Raw genomic sequence first — 17,193 nt, 5'->3', positions numbered from 1 at the left:
CACCGCACCCGGCCGAAAGGAACAGCGATGCCCGACATCGACGACCACGACAGCGGACCCGGCAGCCTGGAGACCTACGAGATGTGGCCCGCACCCCTCCAGCTGCCCGAAGCACGCGAGACCGCTCACAGCGTCCACGAGAGCGACTGGCCCGGCGACTCCGCTCCCTGGGCGTACGGCGTGTAACCACCTGACGGGGCCGGTGGCGGCGGTTCGCGCACGTTTCCCGAAGGCCGGGCTGCGGGGGAGGGGACTCGTCATGGACCTCTGAGACGGAGCCGACGTCGCCCGAATGCGGCGTACCGGCGCCGCCGCGCCCGTGAACTTCCGCCACCCACCTGCACCTAAGCAGCGCGCCGAGACCGAACGTTTGGCCCGGCGTGCGGAGGAACGGGCCGCAGCGGAGCGGCGACTGCGCGCGGGCGGCGGAAACGGGGCGGACGCGTGAGTGCGGCGTCGCCGGCCGCCTGGCGGCCCTGACCGACATGCCGTGAGTCCCATGCGCTCACCGCGTCCGGCGGAGAGACGTCCGCTCGTGATGGCGCGCGCCTCCGGCGGTCCGCCCGGCCCCGGGCAGATCTCACACATACCGCGTGCAGCACCGGGAACGCGCCGAGCGGGCGGGCCGTCGACGCGCCCGCCCGCCCTTCCAGGTCAAGGCTTCTTCTACCGTGCCGGGAGGAGAGCGGCGTTCCGGTGCGTCGGGTGCATCGCCTCAAGCGCCGTGACCAGAGGAGCCAGCCTGGGATTCCCGGCGGCTTCGCCGAGCGCCTCTCTGAGGGCCGTGTCGTTGGTCGGCCGGGCCTCTCGCAAAAGTCTCAGACCCGCGTCGCTGACATCGGCGTAGATGCCGCGGCGGTCGGTCGGACACAGGTAGCGGGAGAGCAGGCCGCGGTCCTCCAGGCGGGTGACCAGACGGGTCGTGGCGCTCTGGCTGAGCACCACCGCGTCGGCGACCTGCTTCATCTGCAGGTGCCCGCCCTCGCCGTCGTGCTGGCGGCTGAGCACGTCCAGCAGCGAGTACTCGCGCACGCTCAGATCGTGCGCCGACTGCAGCGCGCGCTCGATGTGCGCCTCGATCCTGCCGTACAGGAGGTAGAGGGCTGCCCATCCGTTGGCCAGAGCGGTCAGCGAGGGATCCGTGGCGGTCATGGGTCCGGGTCTCCTTCCGGATGAGACTCGGCACCAGGATACGCCCTGTGTGGAAATATCAGCTAGAGCTTACATAAGGCTTTTGCAAGTATCTTTGGCGTGGTCGGCCACGAGGTCTATCCGGGCGAGGGATGTCCGCGTTTGCATGTAGCGCGCGTATGCAAGTATTGTCGACGCTTGTAAGGCGCACTAGCAATCGTACGAAGGACGGCGCCATGCCTCTCGCACTCCTCGCCCTGGCCATCGGGGCCTTCGGAATCGGGACCACCGAATTCGTGATCATGGGTCTGCTGCCCGAGATCGCCGGAGACTACGGCGTCTCCATCCCGACCGCCGGTCTGCTGGTCACCGGCTACGCGATCGGCGTTGTCATCGGCGCCCCGCTCATGACCGTGCTCGGCACCAGGGTCGGTCGCAAGACGATGCTCATCTGGCTGATGGGCCTGTTCGTCGCCGGCAACCTGCTCTCCGCGCTGGCGCCGAGCTTCGGCGTGATGCTCGCCGGCCGCATCGTGGCCTCACTGGCCCACGGCGCCTTCTTCGGCATCGGCTCGGTGGTCGCCGCCGACCTGGTCGCCCCGGACAAGAAGGCCGGCGCCATCGCCACGATGTTCACCGGCCTGACCGTCGCGAACATCGTCGGCGTGCCGCTGGGCACGTTCATCGGACAGGCGGTGGGATGGCGGACCACGTTCGCCGTCGTCGCCGCGCTCGGCGTGGTCGGCCTGCTCGGCATCGTCAGGCTCGTGCCCGCCATGCCCCGGCCCGAGGGCGCGCGCCTGCGCGGGGAGCTGACCGCGTTCCGCAACCCGCAGGTGCTGCTCGCGATGGCGATGACGGTGCTCGGCTTCGGCGGTGTGTTCGCCGCGATCACCTACATAGCGCCGATGATGACCCACGTCGCCGGCTACTCCGACGGCGCGGTCACCTGGCTGCTGGTGCTCTTCGGTGTCGGCATGTTCCTCGGCAATCTGCTCGGGGGCCGCTACGCCGACCGCAAGCTGATGCCGATGCTGTACACCGCTCTCGGCGGCCTCGCCGTGGTCCTCGCGCTGTTCACCGTGTTCGCGCACCACAAGATCCTCGCCGCGATCGCCATCCTGCTCGTCGGGGCGCTCGGCTTCGCCACCGTACCGCCGCTGCAAAAGCGCGTCCTCGACCAGGCGCACGGCGCTCCCACCCTGGCCTCGGCCGTGAACATCGGGGCGTTCAACCTCGGCAACGCGCTCGCCGCCTGGCTCGGCGGCGTGGTCATCGCCGCCGGCCTCGGCTACACCGCACCGAACTGGGTCGGCGCCGTCCTCGCCGCCGCCGCTCTCCTCCTGGCCTTCTGGTCCGCCGCCCTGGAACGGCGCACCCCCGCACGGGACGGCGCGTCCACCGCCCCCGCGGCTGCCCCCGTCCACCACTGACCTCCTCTCCTCCCCAGGACAAGCGCCATCGCTCCCCGAGGAGAAGCACCATGAACGCCACCGCCGTCACTCCGCTGACCACCACCGACGCCGACATGTTGATCGCGGCCGCCCGGGCCGCCGCCGAGGCCGCCGGGGTCCCGGTCAGCGTCACCGTCCTGGACGCGGGCGGGCACCTGCTCGCCTTCCGCCGCGACGACCGCGCGGTCCTGATCCCCGGCGAGACCAGCACCCGCAAGGCGTACACCGCCCTTCAGCTGAACGCGCCGACCGCCGGCCCGGTCGACCTCGTCAAGCCCGACGGGCCGTTCCACTCCCTGCCCACCGCACTGGACCGGCCGCTGCTGTTCATCGCGGGCGGCGTCCCCGTCCACCGCGACGGCCGTCTGGTCGGAGCGGTGGGCGTCGGCGGCGGCGCGCCCGAGCAGGACCACGCCTTCGCGGCCACCGTGCTGGAGGAACTCGCCCGCTGACCCGCACCCCGCGAAGCCCCCGCAGACCACGCCGAACCACACACCCTCACCGACCACACCGACTGAAAGAGAGCCACACCATGACCACCGTCCCCGCCGTGAAGCTGAACAACGGCGTCGAGATCCCCCAGCTCGGCTTCGGCGTCTTCCAGGTCCCCGACGACCAGACCGCCGCCGCCGTCACCAACGCCCTGGAAGCCGGATACCGCAGCATCGACACCGCGGCGATCTACGGCAACGAGGGCGGCGTCGGCCGGGCGCTGGCCGCCTCCGGGCTGCCCCGCCGGGAGCTGTTCGTCACGTCCAAGCTGTGGAACGCCGACCAGGGCTACGACGCCACCCTGCGGGCCTTCGACGCCAGCCTCGCCAAGCTCGGCCTGGACCACCTCGACCTCTACCTGATCCACTGGCCCACTCCCGCCCGCGACCTGTACCTGGACTCCTGGCGCGCCATCGAGCGCCTCGCCGGCGAGGGACGGATCCGGGCCGCCGGTGTCTCCAACTTCCAGCCCGCCCACCTTCAGCGGCTGCTGGACAACAGCGCGCTCGTCCCGGCGGTCAACCAGATCGAGCTGCACCCGGGTCTCCAGCAGGCCGAGCTGCGCGCCTTCCACGCCCGGCACGGCATCGCCACCGAGGCGTGGAGCCCGCTCGCCCAGGGCGCGGTCCTGGACGATCCCGCCGTCACCGCCGTCGCCGACCGCACCGGCAAGACCCCCGCCCAGGTGGTCCTGCGCTGGCACCTCCAGCTCGGCAACATCGTCATCCCCAAGTCGGTCACCCCGGCCCGCATCCGCCAGAACCTCGACGTGTTCGACTTCCGGCTCACCGACGAGGACATGACCGCGATCGAGGCCGCCGACCGCGGCCTGCGCACCGGCCCCCACCCGGACCAGTTCAACTGATCCGCGGGCCCGAGCCGGTACACCGGCACCGATACGGCTCGAGAGCCGCGCACACCGCAACCCCGTCCCGGGCGGATGCCCGGGACGGGGCGCCGTACCCGCCCCGGAAGGACCCACCGTGGCATCCCCGCACCCCGCACTCGCCCGTCTGGCCCCCGCCCCCGGGCGGCTCACCCTCGGAGTCGAACTCCCCCTCGACAACGACTGGGACCCGGCACGGCAGCACGCCGGCCGCGAGGCCGGCCGCCCCTTCGGCGTCCCCGACCTGACCGGACACACCCGGCTCGCCCGGCTCGCCGACCGGCTCGGCTTCGCCGCCCTGTGGCTGCGCGACGTGCCGCTCTACGACCCCGTGCAGTTCGGCGACGCCGGATCCGTCTTCGAGACCTTCACCCACCTCGGTCATCTGGCCGCCGTCACGGACGACGCCGTCCTCGCCACCAGCGCGATCGTGCTGCCCCTGCGCGAGCCCCTGCTGGTCGCCAAGGCCGCCGCCACCGTGGACGTGCTCGCGGACGGCCGCATGCTGCTCGGGCTCGCGAGCGGCGACCGCCCGGTGGAGTATCCGCTCTTCGGGCGGGACTTCCGGCAGCGTGGCACAGCGTTCCGCGAAGGCGTGGAGACTCTGCGCGCCGCCTGGCGCGGTGGCCCGCTGGAGCTGCCCCGGGCCGGCCTCGGCGCCGACCGGCAGCTCGCCGTCCTGCCCAGGCCCGTCCACGCGGCGGGCATCCCGATCGCCGTCGCCGGCGGCGCGCAGCAGACCCCGGAGTGGATCGCCGAGCACGCCGACGCCTCCCTCGACTACCCGCGCGACCTTGGCGCCCTGCGCCTGAAGACGCGCGAGTGGCAGCGGCTCACCGGAGGCGGCAAGCCGTACCTGACGCCCATGGTGCTGCACCTGCGAGAGGACCCGGACGCTCCGCCCCGGCCCATCCGGCTGGGACTCAGCGTCGGGAGCAAGGGCCTGATCGACCACCTGGGGCGGATGGCCGATCTCGGCGTCGCCCATGTCTCCTTCAACCTGCGTCCCAACGAGCGGCCCGTCGACGACGTACTGCGCGAACTCGCCGAGGACGTCCTGCCGCACTTCCCTCGCCGGTGAGATCGCCCGGTGGGACACCACTTGCATTAGCCCGCGTCTGCAAGTATTGTTCATGCATATAACGCGCTCCCGCATTCACGGCGGTGAGGCGCCCCGGCTCCGGCAAGACGCCGCCGCGCGTCCACTGCCACGGTTCCGCGGCCGGAGCCGCGAGCCGCAGAGGCATCCGTCCGCACATGCCTCGGTCGGGCCGGGAAAGCCGTAACGGCCCCGGCGCTCAACGCATCCATCGAAAGGCACTGTCATGTCCCTCAAGGAAATCCTTCCCGGCCGGCTCGGCTTCGGGACCGCCCCGCTCGGCAACATGTTCCGCGCGATCCCCGGCGAGGAGGCCCGCGCCACCGTCGAGGCCGCCTGGGAGCAGGGCATCCGCTACTACGACACCGCCCCCTTCTACGGTGCCGGCCTGGCCGAGGAGCGCCTGGGCCAGGTCCTCTCGGCCAAGCCGCGCGACGCCTACGTGCTGTCGACCAAGGTCGGCCGGGTCATCCTCGACGAGCCGGAGACCGACGTCCCCGACTTCGGAGAGAAGGGCGGTCTCTTCGAGCACGGCAATTCCAACAAGATCCTCCACGAGTGGACCGCCGAGGCCACCGAACGCTCCATCGAGGGCAGCCTCAAGCGCCTCGGTGTCGACCGGCTCGACATCGTCTGGGTGCACGACATAGCCCAGGACTTCCACGGCGACGCCTGGGTCCAGAAGTTCGAGGAGGCCCGCACCGGAGCCTTCCGCGTTCTGTCCCGGCTGCGTGACGAGGGTGTCATCAAGGCCTGGGGCCTGGGCGTCAACAAGACCGAGCCCATCGAGCTGACCCTCGCCCTCGACGAGCCCCGCCCCGACGGCTTCCTCCTCGCCGGCCGCTACACCCTCCTCGACCACGAGCACGCCCTGCAGCGCCTGCTGCCCATGGCCCGGGAACAGAACGTCGACATGGTCGTCGGCGGCCCCTACAGCTCCGGCATCCTCGCCGGTGGCAGCCACTTCGAGTACCAGCAGGCCCCTCCGGAGATCATCGAGCGCGTCGGCCGGCTCAAGGCCCTCGCCGGCGAGCACGGCATCAGCATCAAGGCCGCCGCCCTGCAGTTCTCCCTCGCCCACCCGGCAGCCGCCGCCGTCGTCCCCGGCGCCACCCGGCCCAGCCGCATCGCCGAGGACACCGCCGCCCTGAACGAGACCGTCCCGGCCGCGTTCTGGCACGACCTGCGCGCCGCCGGCCTGATCAGCCCGGCCGCCCCGCTGCCCGACGGCGCCTGACCCCCCCCGACCCGTTTTCCCCCACGCCGGCATCCAGGAGAAAGACCATGGCCTCGACTTCCGTCAGCCGCACAGTGCCCGCCTCACCCGACAAGGTCTGGAGCCTCATCGGCGGCTTCGACGCCCTGCCCGACTGGCTCCCCCACATCCCCGAGAGCACCGCACTCGAAGGCGGCCGGGTGCGCCGGCTGAAGAACTCCGAGGGCGAGATCATCACCGAGCGCCTCTTGGAGTTCAACGAGGCCGAGCGCCACTACAGCTACGCCATCCTCCAGGCCCCGTTCCCCGTCAACGGCTACGTCGCCACCCTCCGGGTCCACACGATCCCCGGCCGGGACGACATCGCCGAGGTCCAGTGGTCCGGCCGCTTCAACCCCGTCGACGCCACCGAGTCCGAGGTCGTCGACCTGTTCACCGGAATCTACCGAGACGGCCTGGACGCCCTGCACGCCGCCGTCTCCGCCTGACGCCGCGGCCATCACGGCACCCGGCCACGCAGCCTGGACACGCCCACGCGTGCCCGGGCTGCGGCACGTCGGCACTTCGGCCCGGCCCTCGTCCGCGCGATCGGCCGGCTCACGGACCACCCGCACGCCGAACCGTCCCGGCCGAGTCCGTCCGAGACGGCGATGACGCTCGTCGCGGCTCTCGGCACTTTTCGGCGGGCCGCGGCAGTTCGCTTCGGGTCCGGCTCCCACTACCGCGGCGCGTCCCGCGTGATCCCGGGCCCCGCGTCGAAGGCGCCCGTCGAGGCGGGTGCCTCCTCGCGGCCGGGGCCCGACAGCGAGGAGGCGCTTGGCGTTACTTCCGCCAGAACAGGTGGTGGGTGACGCCGCTCGGGCTGGGCACCACCTCCAGGTGGTACCGGTCGCGCAGGTCGTCGGGGGACTCCCAGAGCCGTAGTCCGGAGGTGAGTTCGACCGGCGAGACCGCGACGTGCAGGGTGTCGACGAGGCCGGCGTCGAGGAACTGGCGGATGGTGGTGACCCCGCCGCCGAGCCGGACATCCTTGCCCTGTGCCGCTTCCCTCGCCTGTCGGAGGACCGTGGCCGGGTCGCCGTCGACGAAGTGGAACGTGGTGTCGCCGAGCGTGAACGACGGGCGCTCGTGGTGGGTCATGACGAACACCGGTGTGCGGAACGGGGGTTCCTGTCCCCACCAGCCGCGCCACTCGTGGTTCTGCCACGGCCCGCGCTGGGGACCGAACTTGTTGCGGCCCATGATCTCGGCTCCGATGTTCCGGGCGAAGTCCCGGGTGAAGTAGTCGTCGAGGCCCCGGCTCCCGCCGGGCTCGGTGCGCATCGGCCAGCTCGCCGTGGCCCCGGCCCAGGCGAACAGCCTCTCGGGATGATCGTAGCCGAACGGACTTTCGAGGCTTTGGTGTTCGCCGGCACCGATGCCGTCACGCGAAACGTTGAAGTTCATGACTCTCAGCAGCTGATCCATCTGTGTCCTCGTCGGGTTCCGTGGCGTCATCGTGCGGCGGGGCACCGCACACCATGACGTCGATCGGGACGGGGCCGGATCGACACCGCGCCGCGAACTTTTCCCGGTCCGTCGGCGAACGGACCCGTTACTCGCCCGTGCCCTCCGCACCGGCCTCCCGTCCTGTCCGAGGTTCCCGGCGAAGAACTTGAGACCGGTGGCGACTTCCACGACGTCTTCACCCCGCGATGACGGAAGCCGGTCCGTGGTCTCGGCGTCGTCTGCGGACGCGAGCGTGGCCACGACCGCCACCACGACCGCGTCCGTCCGCCCCACCGCCCGTGCCGTCACCACGCTCCGGTCCACCCCGTCGACGTCGTCAAGTCCGACGACAAGGCAGACGACGCGGCCATCGCGCGCAACACGTCCCGGGCCGGTCGCCGCCCGGCACGATCCCGACCACCGGACGGACCGCGCTTGACGCGGCTGACCGCCCTGCACCTCCTTGGCACGTATCGCGGAGGCGGCCGCCGTGAAGCCGGTCGCCATCACCTCCGTAAGTCTGGGTGGCCGGCGCCGTGGACCCGGTCGCGTCGAGCGGTCGCGTCGGCCGGGCCGTTCCGGCTCGCCGGGGAGCGCGACGCCGGTGTCGCGCTCGTCCCGCGTTCGTCGACGCCGCGCCCGGCCGGGTCGGCTGTCGCGCGAGGGTGCGGAGACCAGGTGTCACACCGTCCGCGGGTCCACGGCCATGTTCTGGCCGGCCACGATGTGCCAGCCGTCCACCTGCCGGGCGAGCACGTACAGAGTTGCTCCCCGTGGGCCGTCGACAGGGCTGCCTGTGCTGTCGGTGGGTGTCTGCACGACATTCACCGCGATCACGTCGGGGGCCACCTCCAGCAGCTTGACCACGTCGTACCGGGCGAAGGAGTCGCCCAGGAAGCTCTTCATCGCCACGGTGCTGAACTCGGTGATCTCCTCCCTGCCGTCGAGACGCGTGCCCCTCGCGTTGGTCCAGGAGGCCCGCTCGGCGAACTGCTCGCCCAGCGCGATCGGGTCCTTCTCGTTGAAAGCCTTCTCCAGGCTCTTCACCACACCTGTCACCGCGGCCCGGGCCTCCGGTGAAACCGTGCCCACCACAAGAATGTCGCTCGTCACGACGGTGCCTTCTTCCGTGCCGGATCGTTCGAGTGGAGGCCGCGTTGGCCGCCATCACCCACCCAACAACCTCAACCATGATCGAGGTCAAGGCCGCCTGCTCTGTGCGGTTCGGGCGTACGGCGACGTCCTGGCGCGTGCGGAAGGCGCGCCGGCACCGCCCAGCGCTCGCGCGCACGCCTCCCACTCGCTCCGTGCGCGCGACAGAGGACGCCTCCAGGTGCCCAGGCGGTCATCGCGCCGGGCCCTGCGCCCCGTTGGCGCTCTGCTGCCGGGCGGTCCATGAGGTGAGGATGCGCAAGGCGTCGTGGGAGGGGCTGCCGGGTTCGGCGGTCAGGATCATCAGGCGCTGTCCGGAACCGTCGGGATCGGCCCAGGTGTCGCAGTCGAGCGTGAGGTCGCCCACCAGGTGATGGCGGTAGTGCTTGGTGCCGTGACTGGCGCTGTTGACGTGGTGTTCGGCCCACCAGGTGCGGAAGTCGGAGTCCTGGAGGGAGAGTTCGCCTACGAGCTGGGCGAGGTCGGGATCGTCGGGATCGGCCGCGGCCGCCATGCGCAGCGCGGCGACGGCTTCCCGGGCGTCGTGGGCCCAGTCCCGGTGCAGGTGCCGGACCACCGCGTGCGTGAAAAGCAGCCGCATGTAGTTGCGCCGGTTCGCCGGGAGGGCGGCGAAGTCGGTGTAGAGGGCCGTGGCGGCGGAGTTCCAGGCCAGGACGTCCAGGCGTCTGCCGAGGACGAGCGCGGGGGTTCCGGTGAGCTGGTCGAGCAGGCGTCGCATGGCCGGACGCGGGCGTTGGGCGGGCCGTCGGCGGCGCGGCCGGGCGTCGCTTCGGCCGGCGAGTTCGTAGAGGTACCGCTGCTGGTCGTCGTCGAGGCGCAGGGCGCGGGCCAGCGTGGTCAGCACGGGTCCGGATGCCCGGACGCGGCCCTGTTCCAGCCGTGTGTAGTAGTCCACGCTGATGGCGGCGAGCCGGGCGACCTCCTCGCGGCGCAAACCGGCGACTCTGCGGACGGAGTCCGTCTCGGGAAGGCCGCACTCTCGTGGCGTGAGCCGGGCCCGGCGGGCCTTGAGGAAGGCGCCCAGCGCCAGGGCGTCGGAATCCGAAGTCATGCCCATAAGTGTCATCGCGCCCACGACGACCACGGCACACGTATGGGGGGACAAGTTCTTTCCCAGGCAGAAACCTTGCTCTCCCGCTCGTGCGGAGACGGGCGGAACGTGGAGGTGTGCCCGGCGGGGTGCGGACCGCGAGTCCGCCGTGCGGGTGCGTCGTGACACGTCACCACCGTCTCAGGGAGAGTGCCTCATGCCCCGGACCACCGTCGGCTTCACCAGCGCCGGCATCCCGCTCGCCGGCCACCTCTACATCCCCGGCACGCGGCCGTCGGGACCACGGCCGGCGCTCGTCGTCGGTCACCCCGGCACCGGCGTGAAGGAGCAGACCTCCGGCACGTACGCGCGGCGCATGGCCGAGCGGGGGTTCGTCGCCCTCGCCTTCGACGCCGCCTACCAGGGCGAGTCCGGCGGCCTGCCCCGCGGTCTGGAAGACCCCGCCCAGCGGGTGGAGGACTTCAAGGCCGCTGTCTCCTACCTCACCACCCTCGAAGAGGTCGACGCCGACCGGATCGGCCTGCTGGGCATCTGCGCCTCCGGCAGCTATGCGCTGGCCGCCGCCGGCGGCGACCACCGTGTCAGGGCCGTGGCCACCGTGTCCACCGCCGAGCCCGCCCGTCAGTTCCGTCTCGGCGCCGACGGCACCCAGGACCCGGCCGTCTTCCAGGCCCTGTTGGGCGCCGCCGCGGAGGCCCGCGGCGCCGCCGCACGCGGTGAGGACCCCGGCACGATGACCATGTTCGCGCAGACGGCCGAGCAGGCCCGCGCGCTCGGCGGCCGGCACGGCCTCGAAGGCTTCGAGTACTACTGCACCCCACGCGGCTACCACGAGCGCTCCGCGAAGACCCTCGCCTGGGAGAGCATCGACAGGATGGCCTTCCACGACGCCTTCTCCGCCGTCCCGTTGATCGCCCCCCGCCCCATGCTCCAGATCATCGGCGAACGCGCCGTCACCGCCTGGATGGCCGTGGAGGCCCACCAGCGGGCCACCGGCCCCAGGGAACTCCACTGGATCAAGGGCGCCAGCCACGTCGACCTCTACGACAAGCAGGAGTACGTCGACCTTGCCGTCGACAAGCTCACCGACTTCTGCACGACCCACCTCACCACCGACTGACGAGCACTGCGCGGCCTCGTTCCGCGCGCCACGTACGCGGTCACGGCGCTCGGCGCCCGGGAACAGCGGCGCGGTCTGTGCCAGGGCCGTCCGGCCGTCGGCGACCGGGCCGTCCACGCGGCACCGGGCTCCGGCACCGGCGGCCATGCCGTCGAGCCACCCGTCGCCCCGGTCGACACGCCGCGCGGCGACTGGGCCCGGGCCTACCTCCATGGACACCGGACCACGTCCGCGGATACCCGGACGGAGAGCGGACGTACAGCTTCCCCTGACCCGGAGCACGGGATCTGCTCGGTCCGCGCGGGCGGCGGACATGCGGCCGCTTGACCGGAGGCTGCCTCCGTTTTACGCTCGCCCCATACGGATGCAGCATCCGTTTCGTGGCGTCGTACAACGGGAGTGCGCATGAGCGGCGGACAGCAAGCACGCAAGCCGCGCGCGGACGTCCTGCGCAACCGGGCCGCTCTCCTGGACGCGGCGCAGCACCACTTCCTGAGATACGGGGTGGGTACGTCGCTGGAAGCGGTCGCCAAGGAGGCCGGAGTCGGGCCCGCGACGCTGTACCGGCACTTCCCGACCCGGGAGGCGCTGCTCGCGGCGGTGCTGCAGACGCGCTCCGACGAGTTGATGGCCCGCCGGGCGGAGATCGCCGGGATCGACGACGCGGCCGAGAGGCTGCGGCAGTGGCTGCGGGCGCTGGAGGAGTACTTCAGTGCTTTCAGCGGGCTGCCGGAACCGCTCATGGTCGCGGCCAAGGCGCAGGAGCCGGGCAACCCCCTGACCCTGCCCTGTGACATGCTCATCGCCACAACGGACGAGTATGTGAAGGCCGCCCAGTATGCGGGACGCGCGCGGCCTTCGGTGACGGGATTCGATCTGTTCCTCGCCGCCTGTTCCGTCGCCTGGCTGATGGGCACCGGCGCCGCCGACGAAGAGTCGCTCGGCCGTCTGCGCGACCTCATCGAAAGCGGCTACCGCCGGCCCGGCGACGCGGAGTAGACCACCGGGCCGGGCCCCGGGCGCCACGCCCTTCCGGACGCTGCCGCCGACCGCGTCACCCCTTCCCTCCAAGGGAGCGACGCGACCTTTAGGAGGACAAATCATGGAACTTGACGTTATCGGAACCGGCCCGATCGGGACATCGCGGACGGGCACGTTCAGCGCCGACGGGCACGATGCCGAGGTGGCGAACCCCCGGCCAGGACGTGATCATCCCGTCCGTGCCCTTCGCCCGCGTCCCGGACGTGGCCGGGATCTGCGCTCCGTGCCGGCCGGACCGTGGTCATCGACACCTCCGACTGCTTTCCCCAGCCGGGAGACCGCATCGAGGCGGCGGAAGACGGCCGGGTGGAGAGCCTGCGGGCGGCCGAGCGACTGGGGCGGCCCGCGGTGAAGGCGTGGAACGCGGCCCTGGCAGGCACCTCGCAGACCAGGGGCGTACCGGCGGCGCCCCCGGGCCGCAGCGCGCTGCCGGTCGCCGCCGACTCCGGCGAAGCACGCCACGTCGGCATGCGCCTGGTCGACGAGAGCGGCTTCGACCCCTACGACGCCGGCGCGCCGGCCGACTCCTGGCGCCGGCAACCGATGACGCCCGCCTACTGCACCGAGCCGAGCCCGCGCGATCCGGAACAGGCCCTCGCCGCCGCTGACCGCAGCGCGGCCCCGCGCCATCGGGACCGCCGGACGAGCCGCTTCGCCACGCTCACCTCCGCGCCCACGCCGGAGGAAGCCGTGGAACCCGACCGCCGCCCGCACGGCTGACTCACGGCCCTCACCTCGCGGCACCACGCGTGCGGCCGTACCCGACCACGAGAGCGCCACCGAAGGAGCCCCCCTTGCCGACCACCGCCTCACTCTTCACCGACCTCGCCCGGACCAGGCACTCCCCGCGGCGGTTCCTGCCCGCCCCGCTGTCTCCCGCGGACATCCGCGGCGTACTGGAAGACGCCCAGACCGCCCCCTCGAACAGCAACACCCAGCCCTGGAACGTCCACATCGTCTCCGGCGCGGCACGGGACGCCCTGAGCGAGGAACTGCTCAAGGCGCACGAGGAAGACCGTGTCTGCGCCGACTTCCCCGTCGACTACGGCGAGGGCATCCACCGCGACCGGTCGCACGAGCACGCCGCCGTCGTCTACGGCAGGTGGGGCGTGGCGCGCTCGGATCAGGAGGGCAGGAAGGAGGTCATCCGCGAGAACCTGCGCTTCTACGGAGCACCCCACGTAGCCCTCCTCTTCATACCGGTCCTCGGCGACGGGGTACGGGCGGCCGGCGACGTCGGCATGTACGCCCAGAACTTCCTGCTCTCGCTCACCGCCCGCGGCTACCGCGGCATACCGCAGGCCATACTCGGCCTCTACGCCGACACCGTCCGCCGGACCCTCGGCGTCCACGACGACCTCAAGCTGCTGTTCGGCATCGCCTTCGGCACCGGCGACCGGACCTCACCGATGTACGACATCAACATGGGACGCATCCCGCTGCGGCAAAGCGTGGTCCTGCACGACACCCCCGGCGTCCTCGACGGGACGGCCGACGGAGAAGCGGCTCCCGTATCCGCCGGGCGGCGTCCTCGGTGAACACGTCGTGCCGTACGCCGCCCGGCGCCGCGCTAACCGGCGGTCAGGACGGTTTCGTGCACGGTCCGCAATATCTCGTCGGTGCCGGTGCGCTCCAGGCGCAGATGGGCCGAACGGCCGCGCAGGGTAAGGGTCATGAGCTGGTTGCCGAACCACGGCCCGCCCTGCTTGCGCCACCTCACCGGCGGCCGGGGACAGCGGCCGTGCCGGGCCAGGAGCCGTCCCAGGAGGCGGGCCGGCGCGCTCCAGCCGAAGCGGAAGCCGATCCGCATCGTCAGGGGCACGGAGTTGTGCACGGGTGAGCAGGTGAGCTGCACGACCGGGATGCCGGGGCCGCCGGACGGCCAGGAGGCCCGCGCGACGTAGCCGTGGTGCACGTCTCCGGACAGCACGCACACGCTCGCCGGAGCACCCGGCGCGGACCCGGCTTCGCCGAGGAGGCGGGCGAGGTCGGCGAAGGAGCGCGGGAAGGCCGCCCAGTGCTCCAGGTCGGCGCCGCGGCGCAGCCACTCGCCGAAGCGGGCCCAGCGGTCCCCGCGTTCCCCGGCGCACAGGGCCGCGTCCCAGCCCTCGGCGTCGTGCACCAGGTGCGGCAGCAGCCAGGGCAGGGAGGTGCCGATCAGAAGGTGGTCGTAAGCCCCTTCGTCGGCCAGGACCTGCTCGCGCAGCCAGCCGGCCTCGCCCGGGTCGAGCATGGCGCGCCGGTCCTCGTCCAGGACGCGTGCGGCCCGGGAGTCGACCATCACCACCCGGACCCGGCCGAAGTCACGCCGGTAACTGAAGCGGACCGAGGAGAAGTCGGCGTCGGCCTGTTCGGCGAGGTCGCGCAGCGCGCGCGTGCCGTCCGGCGCGGCGTGCACGGCGGCCCAGGCCGGGTCTTCGGCCAGTTCGGCGGGGGAGAGGTTGCCCAGGTGCTGGTGGACCCAGTAGGACATCAGGCCGCTCAGCAGCCGCTTCTGCCACCAGTCGGTGGAGCGCATGTCGGCGAGCCAGGCGGCGGAGGTGTTCCAGTCGTCCACGATGTCGTGGTCGTCGAAGATCATGAAGCTGGGCACGGTGGACAGCAGCCAGCGGATCTCCGGGTCGAGCCAGGATTCGTAGTAGAGGTGGCAGTACTCCTCGTAGTCGGCGACCTGGCTGCCGGGCGCCTTGTCGAGGTCGCGGCGGCCGGCCAGCAGGCGCCGGGTCTCCTCGGACACCTCGTCGGCGTAGACCTGGTCTCCAAGGAGCAGCAGGACGTCGGGGCGCTGCGCGCCGGGGTCGGCCGCCAGCCGCTTGGCGAGCGTGTCCAGGGCGTCGGGGCCGACCGGGTCCTTGCCGTCGGCCGGCGGCGCGGCCCAGCGGCACGATCCGAAGGTGACCCGGACGGCGTCGCCGGCGCCGGGGGACCGGATGACGGAGGGCGGGAAGCGGGAGTCGGGCAGGGGCCACACCGGCGTCTCGTCCAGGAACACCTCGTACGACGGTGAGGTGCCCGCTCGGAGCCCGGTCACCGTGACGAGCGCGTAGTGGTGCCCGGCCACCCGGAAGGTGGGGGCCGCACCGCCCGAGCCGTCCGAGCAGCGCACACGCGCCGTGCAGGGCACGTCCGTCTCGACCCACACGGTCGCGCACGAGCCGTCGGTGTACCTCAGCAGTGGTCCCAGGCGCAGTTCCGCCATGTGATCGCCTTCCTGTCTCGCGCCGTACGGAAAGGAACGACCGTAGCGACGGTACAGGTGTCTGGGACCCGTTCGTGTGGGCACGTGGGAGAAGACCGGGGCGGGACGGTCCCGGGGAGCGGCGAGGCGGAGAGGCGGTGTCGTGGCCGAGCACGAGCAGGCGACCAAGACACAGGAGACCCACGGCACGGTCCGCGAGGACGACCTGCTGCGGGGGCTCGAGGTGGACGACCGGCAGCCGGAGCGGCCGGTGCTCCTGGACTCCGGCGGCCGGCCGATCGAGACCTGGCGGGAGAACCACCCCTACGACCACAGGATCGGCCGGCGCGAGTACGAGCAGACGAAGCGCATCCTGCAGATCGAGCTGCTGAAGTTCCAGCGCTGGGTGAAGGACACCGGCCAGCGGGTCGTCGTGGTCTGCGAGGGACGGGACGCGGCGGGCAAGGGCGGCACCATCAAGCGCTTCACCGAGCGGCTCAACCCCCGCGGGGCCCGCGTGGTGGCGCTGGAGAAGCCGACCGAGCGCGAGGCGGGACAGTGGTACTTCCAGCGGTACGTGGCCCACCTGCCGGCGCGCGGCGAGATCGTCTTCTTCGACCGTTCCTGGTACAACCGCGCCGGCGTCGAACGGGTCATGGGATTCTGCACGGAGGACGAGTACCGGCAGTTCCTCCGGCAGGCCCCGATGTTCGAGCGCCTGCTCACCGAGGACGGCATCCTGCTCGTCAAGTTCTGGTTCTCGGTGTCCCAGGCGGAGCAGCGCACCCGGTTCGCGATCCGTCAGGTCGATCCGGTGCGCCGGTGGAAGCTCTCCCCGACCGATCTGGCCTCCCTCGACCGCTGGGACGACTACACCACGGCCAAGGTCGACATGTTCCGCGCCACCGACACGCCGCACGCGCCCTGGACGGTCGTGAAGAACAACGACAAACGACGGGGTCGGCTCGAGGCGATGCGCAGTCTCCTCGGCCGCTTCGACTACCCGGCCAAGGACCACGAGGCGGTCGGCACCCCCGACCCGCTGATCGTCGGTGCGGCGGAGACCCTGCTCGAACCGGGCGAGGAACCCACGGCCCTGTCGCCCACGCCGCTCGCCGGACCGGGCGGCGAGCCCGGCAACCACCCGGACCCGGGATGACGGACGGGCGCCGCGGTCCGGACGCGTGTGACGGTGTCCGGACGGCTGCGACGGCCGCGCCGCCGCTGCTCCGGGCAGCCGTCCCGCCCGCCTGCGGACGCCGTCCCCCGAGGTCAGGTGGCGGTGGGCTCCCGGTCCGAGGACGGCCACACGTAGGGCAGGTCGTCGGGAACACCCGGGAACACGTCGGCGTAGGTCTCGCGGTCCTTGCGGACGAGTGCGGACTGATGGCTGCGGTGGAAGGCGGCGTCGCCGAGCCACGGCGGCAGCTCCCCGGCACGGGCGAGCGCTGTCTGGTCGCGCACCGGAGCACCGGGACGGCTTCCGGCGTAGCCGGCGACCAGTGACGCGGCGCAGCTGTCCTGGTGGCCCTGCTCGCGCCAGACCCGGCAGATCTCCAGTCCGTAGCGGACCAGGGCCTCCTCGTACCCGCTCCACATCCGCACGGCCGGGTGCCTGCGCCAGCCGTAACCGGGCACGGTCAGTCCGCGCAGGACCTGGAGCGCCTCGACCCGCTGCTTGCCCAGGCGGCGGCGGTCCAGAAGCAGGGCGGAGCGCCGGAAATCGGAGTCGGGCAGGAACGTCTGCATGGGTGCCGTCCTGGTGTGGGTGCGGTGGGGTTTCGTCCGGCGGTGCGTCGCCGGCCCGGGGTCCGGCCTGCCTCGGGGGGGGCGTTCCGGCCCGCCGCCCGGTCGGCCTTGCCTC

18 protein-coding genes are annotated in these 17,193 nt (G+C 72.1%); 12 read left to right on the top strand and 6 right to left on the bottom strand.

The annotated features are described in order from the left end of the window. Nucleotides 1-27 precede the first annotated feature (27 nt). On the top strand, nucleotides 28-186 hold the full coding sequence (locus SCK26_RS01605) for a hypothetical protein (RefSeq protein WP_318199403.1): 159 nt from the start codon (nucleotides 28-30) through the stop codon (nucleotides 184-186). A 480-nt stretch (nucleotides 187-666) separates the two neighbouring features. On the opposite strand, the gene SCK26_RS01600 is transcribed toward SCK26_RS01605, so the two are convergent. After that, entirely contained in the window at nucleotides 667-1,152 is a 486-nt protein-coding gene (locus tag SCK26_RS01600) for a MarR family winged helix-turn-helix transcriptional regulator (RefSeq protein WP_318199402.1), read from the bottom strand. A gap of 215 nt (nucleotides 1,153-1,367) precedes the next feature. Between SCK26_RS01600 and SCK26_RS01595 the strand changes: the two genes are divergently transcribed. From SCK26_RS01595 to SCK26_RS01570, 6 genes are all read left to right on the top strand, one after another. Further along, complete coding sequence (locus SCK26_RS01595; RefSeq protein ID WP_318199401.1) at nucleotides 1,368-2,564, top strand: MFS transporter; 1,197 nt, start codon at nucleotides 1,368-1,370, stop codon at nucleotides 2,562-2,564. 50 nt (nucleotides 2,565-2,614) lie between these two features. Continuing rightward, nucleotides 2,615-3,037, top strand: coding sequence for a GlcG/HbpS family heme-binding protein (locus SCK26_RS01590; RefSeq protein WP_318199400.1), 423 nt, complete (start codon nucleotides 2,615-2,617; stop codon nucleotides 3,035-3,037). Nucleotides 3,038-3,117: 80 nt separating this feature from the next. Beyond that, complete coding sequence (locus tag SCK26_RS01585; RefSeq protein WP_318199399.1) at nucleotides 3,118-3,942, top strand: aldo/keto reductase; 825 nt, start codon at nucleotides 3,118-3,120, stop codon at nucleotides 3,940-3,942. A 118-nt stretch (nucleotides 3,943-4,060) separates the two neighbouring features. Beyond that, nucleotides 4,061-5,044 carry a TIGR03571 family LLM class oxidoreductase gene (locus SCK26_RS01580; protein WP_318199398.1) on the top strand — a complete coding sequence of 328 codons (984 nt, stop codon included), beginning with the start codon at nucleotides 4,061-4,063 and terminating at the stop codon, nucleotides 5,042-5,044. Between the two features lie 244 nt (nucleotides 5,045-5,288). After that, complete coding sequence (locus SCK26_RS01575; protein WP_318199397.1) at nucleotides 5,289-6,299, top strand: aldo/keto reductase; 1,011 nt, start codon at nucleotides 5,289-5,291, stop codon at nucleotides 6,297-6,299. A gap of 47 nt (nucleotides 6,300-6,346) precedes the next feature. Continuing rightward, entirely contained in the window at nucleotides 6,347-6,766 is a 420-nt protein-coding gene (locus tag SCK26_RS01570) for an SRPBCC family protein (RefSeq protein ID WP_318199396.1), read from the top strand. Nucleotides 6,767-7,100: 334 nt separating this feature from the next. Here the strand turns inward: SCK26_RS01570 and SCK26_RS01565 are convergent, their stop codons facing one another. The 3 genes from SCK26_RS01565 to SCK26_RS01555 all read right to left on the bottom strand — a co-directional run bounded on the left by SCK26_RS01565 (nucleotide 7,101) and on the right by SCK26_RS01555 (nucleotide 9,990). Further along, nucleotides 7,101-7,745, bottom strand: a complete 645-nt coding sequence (locus SCK26_RS01565) for a dihydrofolate reductase family protein (RefSeq protein ID WP_318199395.1) — start codon at nucleotides 7,743-7,745, stop codon at nucleotides 7,101-7,103. A gap of 702 nt (nucleotides 7,746-8,447) precedes the next feature. Further along, nucleotides 8,448-8,879, bottom strand: coding sequence for an SgcJ/EcaC family oxidoreductase (locus tag SCK26_RS01560; RefSeq protein ID WP_318199394.1), 432 nt, complete (start codon nucleotides 8,877-8,879; stop codon nucleotides 8,448-8,450). Nucleotides 8,880-9,111: 232 nt separating this feature from the next. Continuing rightward, nucleotides 9,112-9,990, bottom strand: coding sequence for a helix-turn-helix transcriptional regulator (locus SCK26_RS01555; RefSeq protein ID WP_318199393.1), 879 nt, complete (start codon nucleotides 9,988-9,990; stop codon nucleotides 9,112-9,114). Between the two features lie 196 nt (nucleotides 9,991-10,186). Here SCK26_RS01555 and SCK26_RS01550 point away from each other — a divergent pair, with 196 nt between their 5' ends. From SCK26_RS01550 to SCK26_RS01535, 4 genes are all read left to right on the top strand, one after another. Then, nucleotides 10,187-11,110 carry an alpha/beta hydrolase gene (locus SCK26_RS01550; protein ID WP_318199392.1) on the top strand — a complete coding sequence of 308 codons (924 nt, stop codon included), beginning with the start codon at nucleotides 10,187-10,189 and terminating at the stop codon, nucleotides 11,108-11,110. 405 nt (nucleotides 11,111-11,515) lie between these two features. Then, nucleotides 11,516-12,109 (top strand): TetR/AcrR family transcriptional regulator, encoded by a 594-nt coding sequence (locus SCK26_RS01545; protein WP_318199391.1) that lies wholly within the window; start codon nucleotides 11,516-11,518, stop codon nucleotides 12,107-12,109. 279 nt (nucleotides 12,110-12,388) lie between these two features. Then, nucleotides 12,389-12,871: a hypothetical protein gene (locus SCK26_RS01540; protein WP_318199390.1), complete on the top strand. Its 483-nt coding sequence runs from the start codon at nucleotides 12,389-12,391 to the stop codon at nucleotides 12,869-12,871. 74 nt (nucleotides 12,872-12,945) lie between these two features. After that, complete coding sequence (locus tag SCK26_RS01535; RefSeq protein ID WP_318199389.1) at nucleotides 12,946-13,689, top strand: nitroreductase; 744 nt, start codon at nucleotides 12,946-12,948, stop codon at nucleotides 13,687-13,689. 32 nt (nucleotides 13,690-13,721) lie between these two features. Here the strand turns inward: SCK26_RS01535 and SCK26_RS01530 are convergent, their stop codons facing one another. Further along, entirely contained in the window at nucleotides 13,722-15,350 is a 1,629-nt protein-coding gene (locus SCK26_RS01530; RefSeq protein ID WP_318199388.1) for an alkaline phosphatase D family protein, read from the bottom strand. Nucleotides 15,351-15,492: 142 nt separating this feature from the next. Between SCK26_RS01530 and ppk2 the strand changes: the two genes are divergently transcribed. Then, nucleotides 15,493-16,488, top strand: coding sequence for a polyphosphate kinase 2 (ppk2, locus tag SCK26_RS01525; RefSeq protein WP_318199387.1), 996 nt, complete (start codon nucleotides 15,493-15,495; stop codon nucleotides 16,486-16,488). 113 nt (nucleotides 16,489-16,601) lie between these two features. Here the strand turns inward: ppk2 and SCK26_RS01520 are convergent, their stop codons facing one another. Then, on the bottom strand, nucleotides 16,602-17,078 hold the full coding sequence (locus SCK26_RS01520) for an MSMEG_6728 family protein (protein WP_318199386.1): 477 nt from the start codon (nucleotides 17,076-17,078) through the stop codon (nucleotides 16,602-16,604). Between the last annotated feature and the right edge of the window lie 115 nt (nucleotides 17,079-17,193).

Source organism: Streptomyces sp. SCL15-4 (assembly GCF_033366695.1).
Lineage (GTDB): Bacteria > Actinomycetota > Actinomycetes > Streptomycetales > Streptomycetaceae > Streptomyces.
This window is presented reverse-complemented; position numbering and strand designations above follow the sequence as displayed.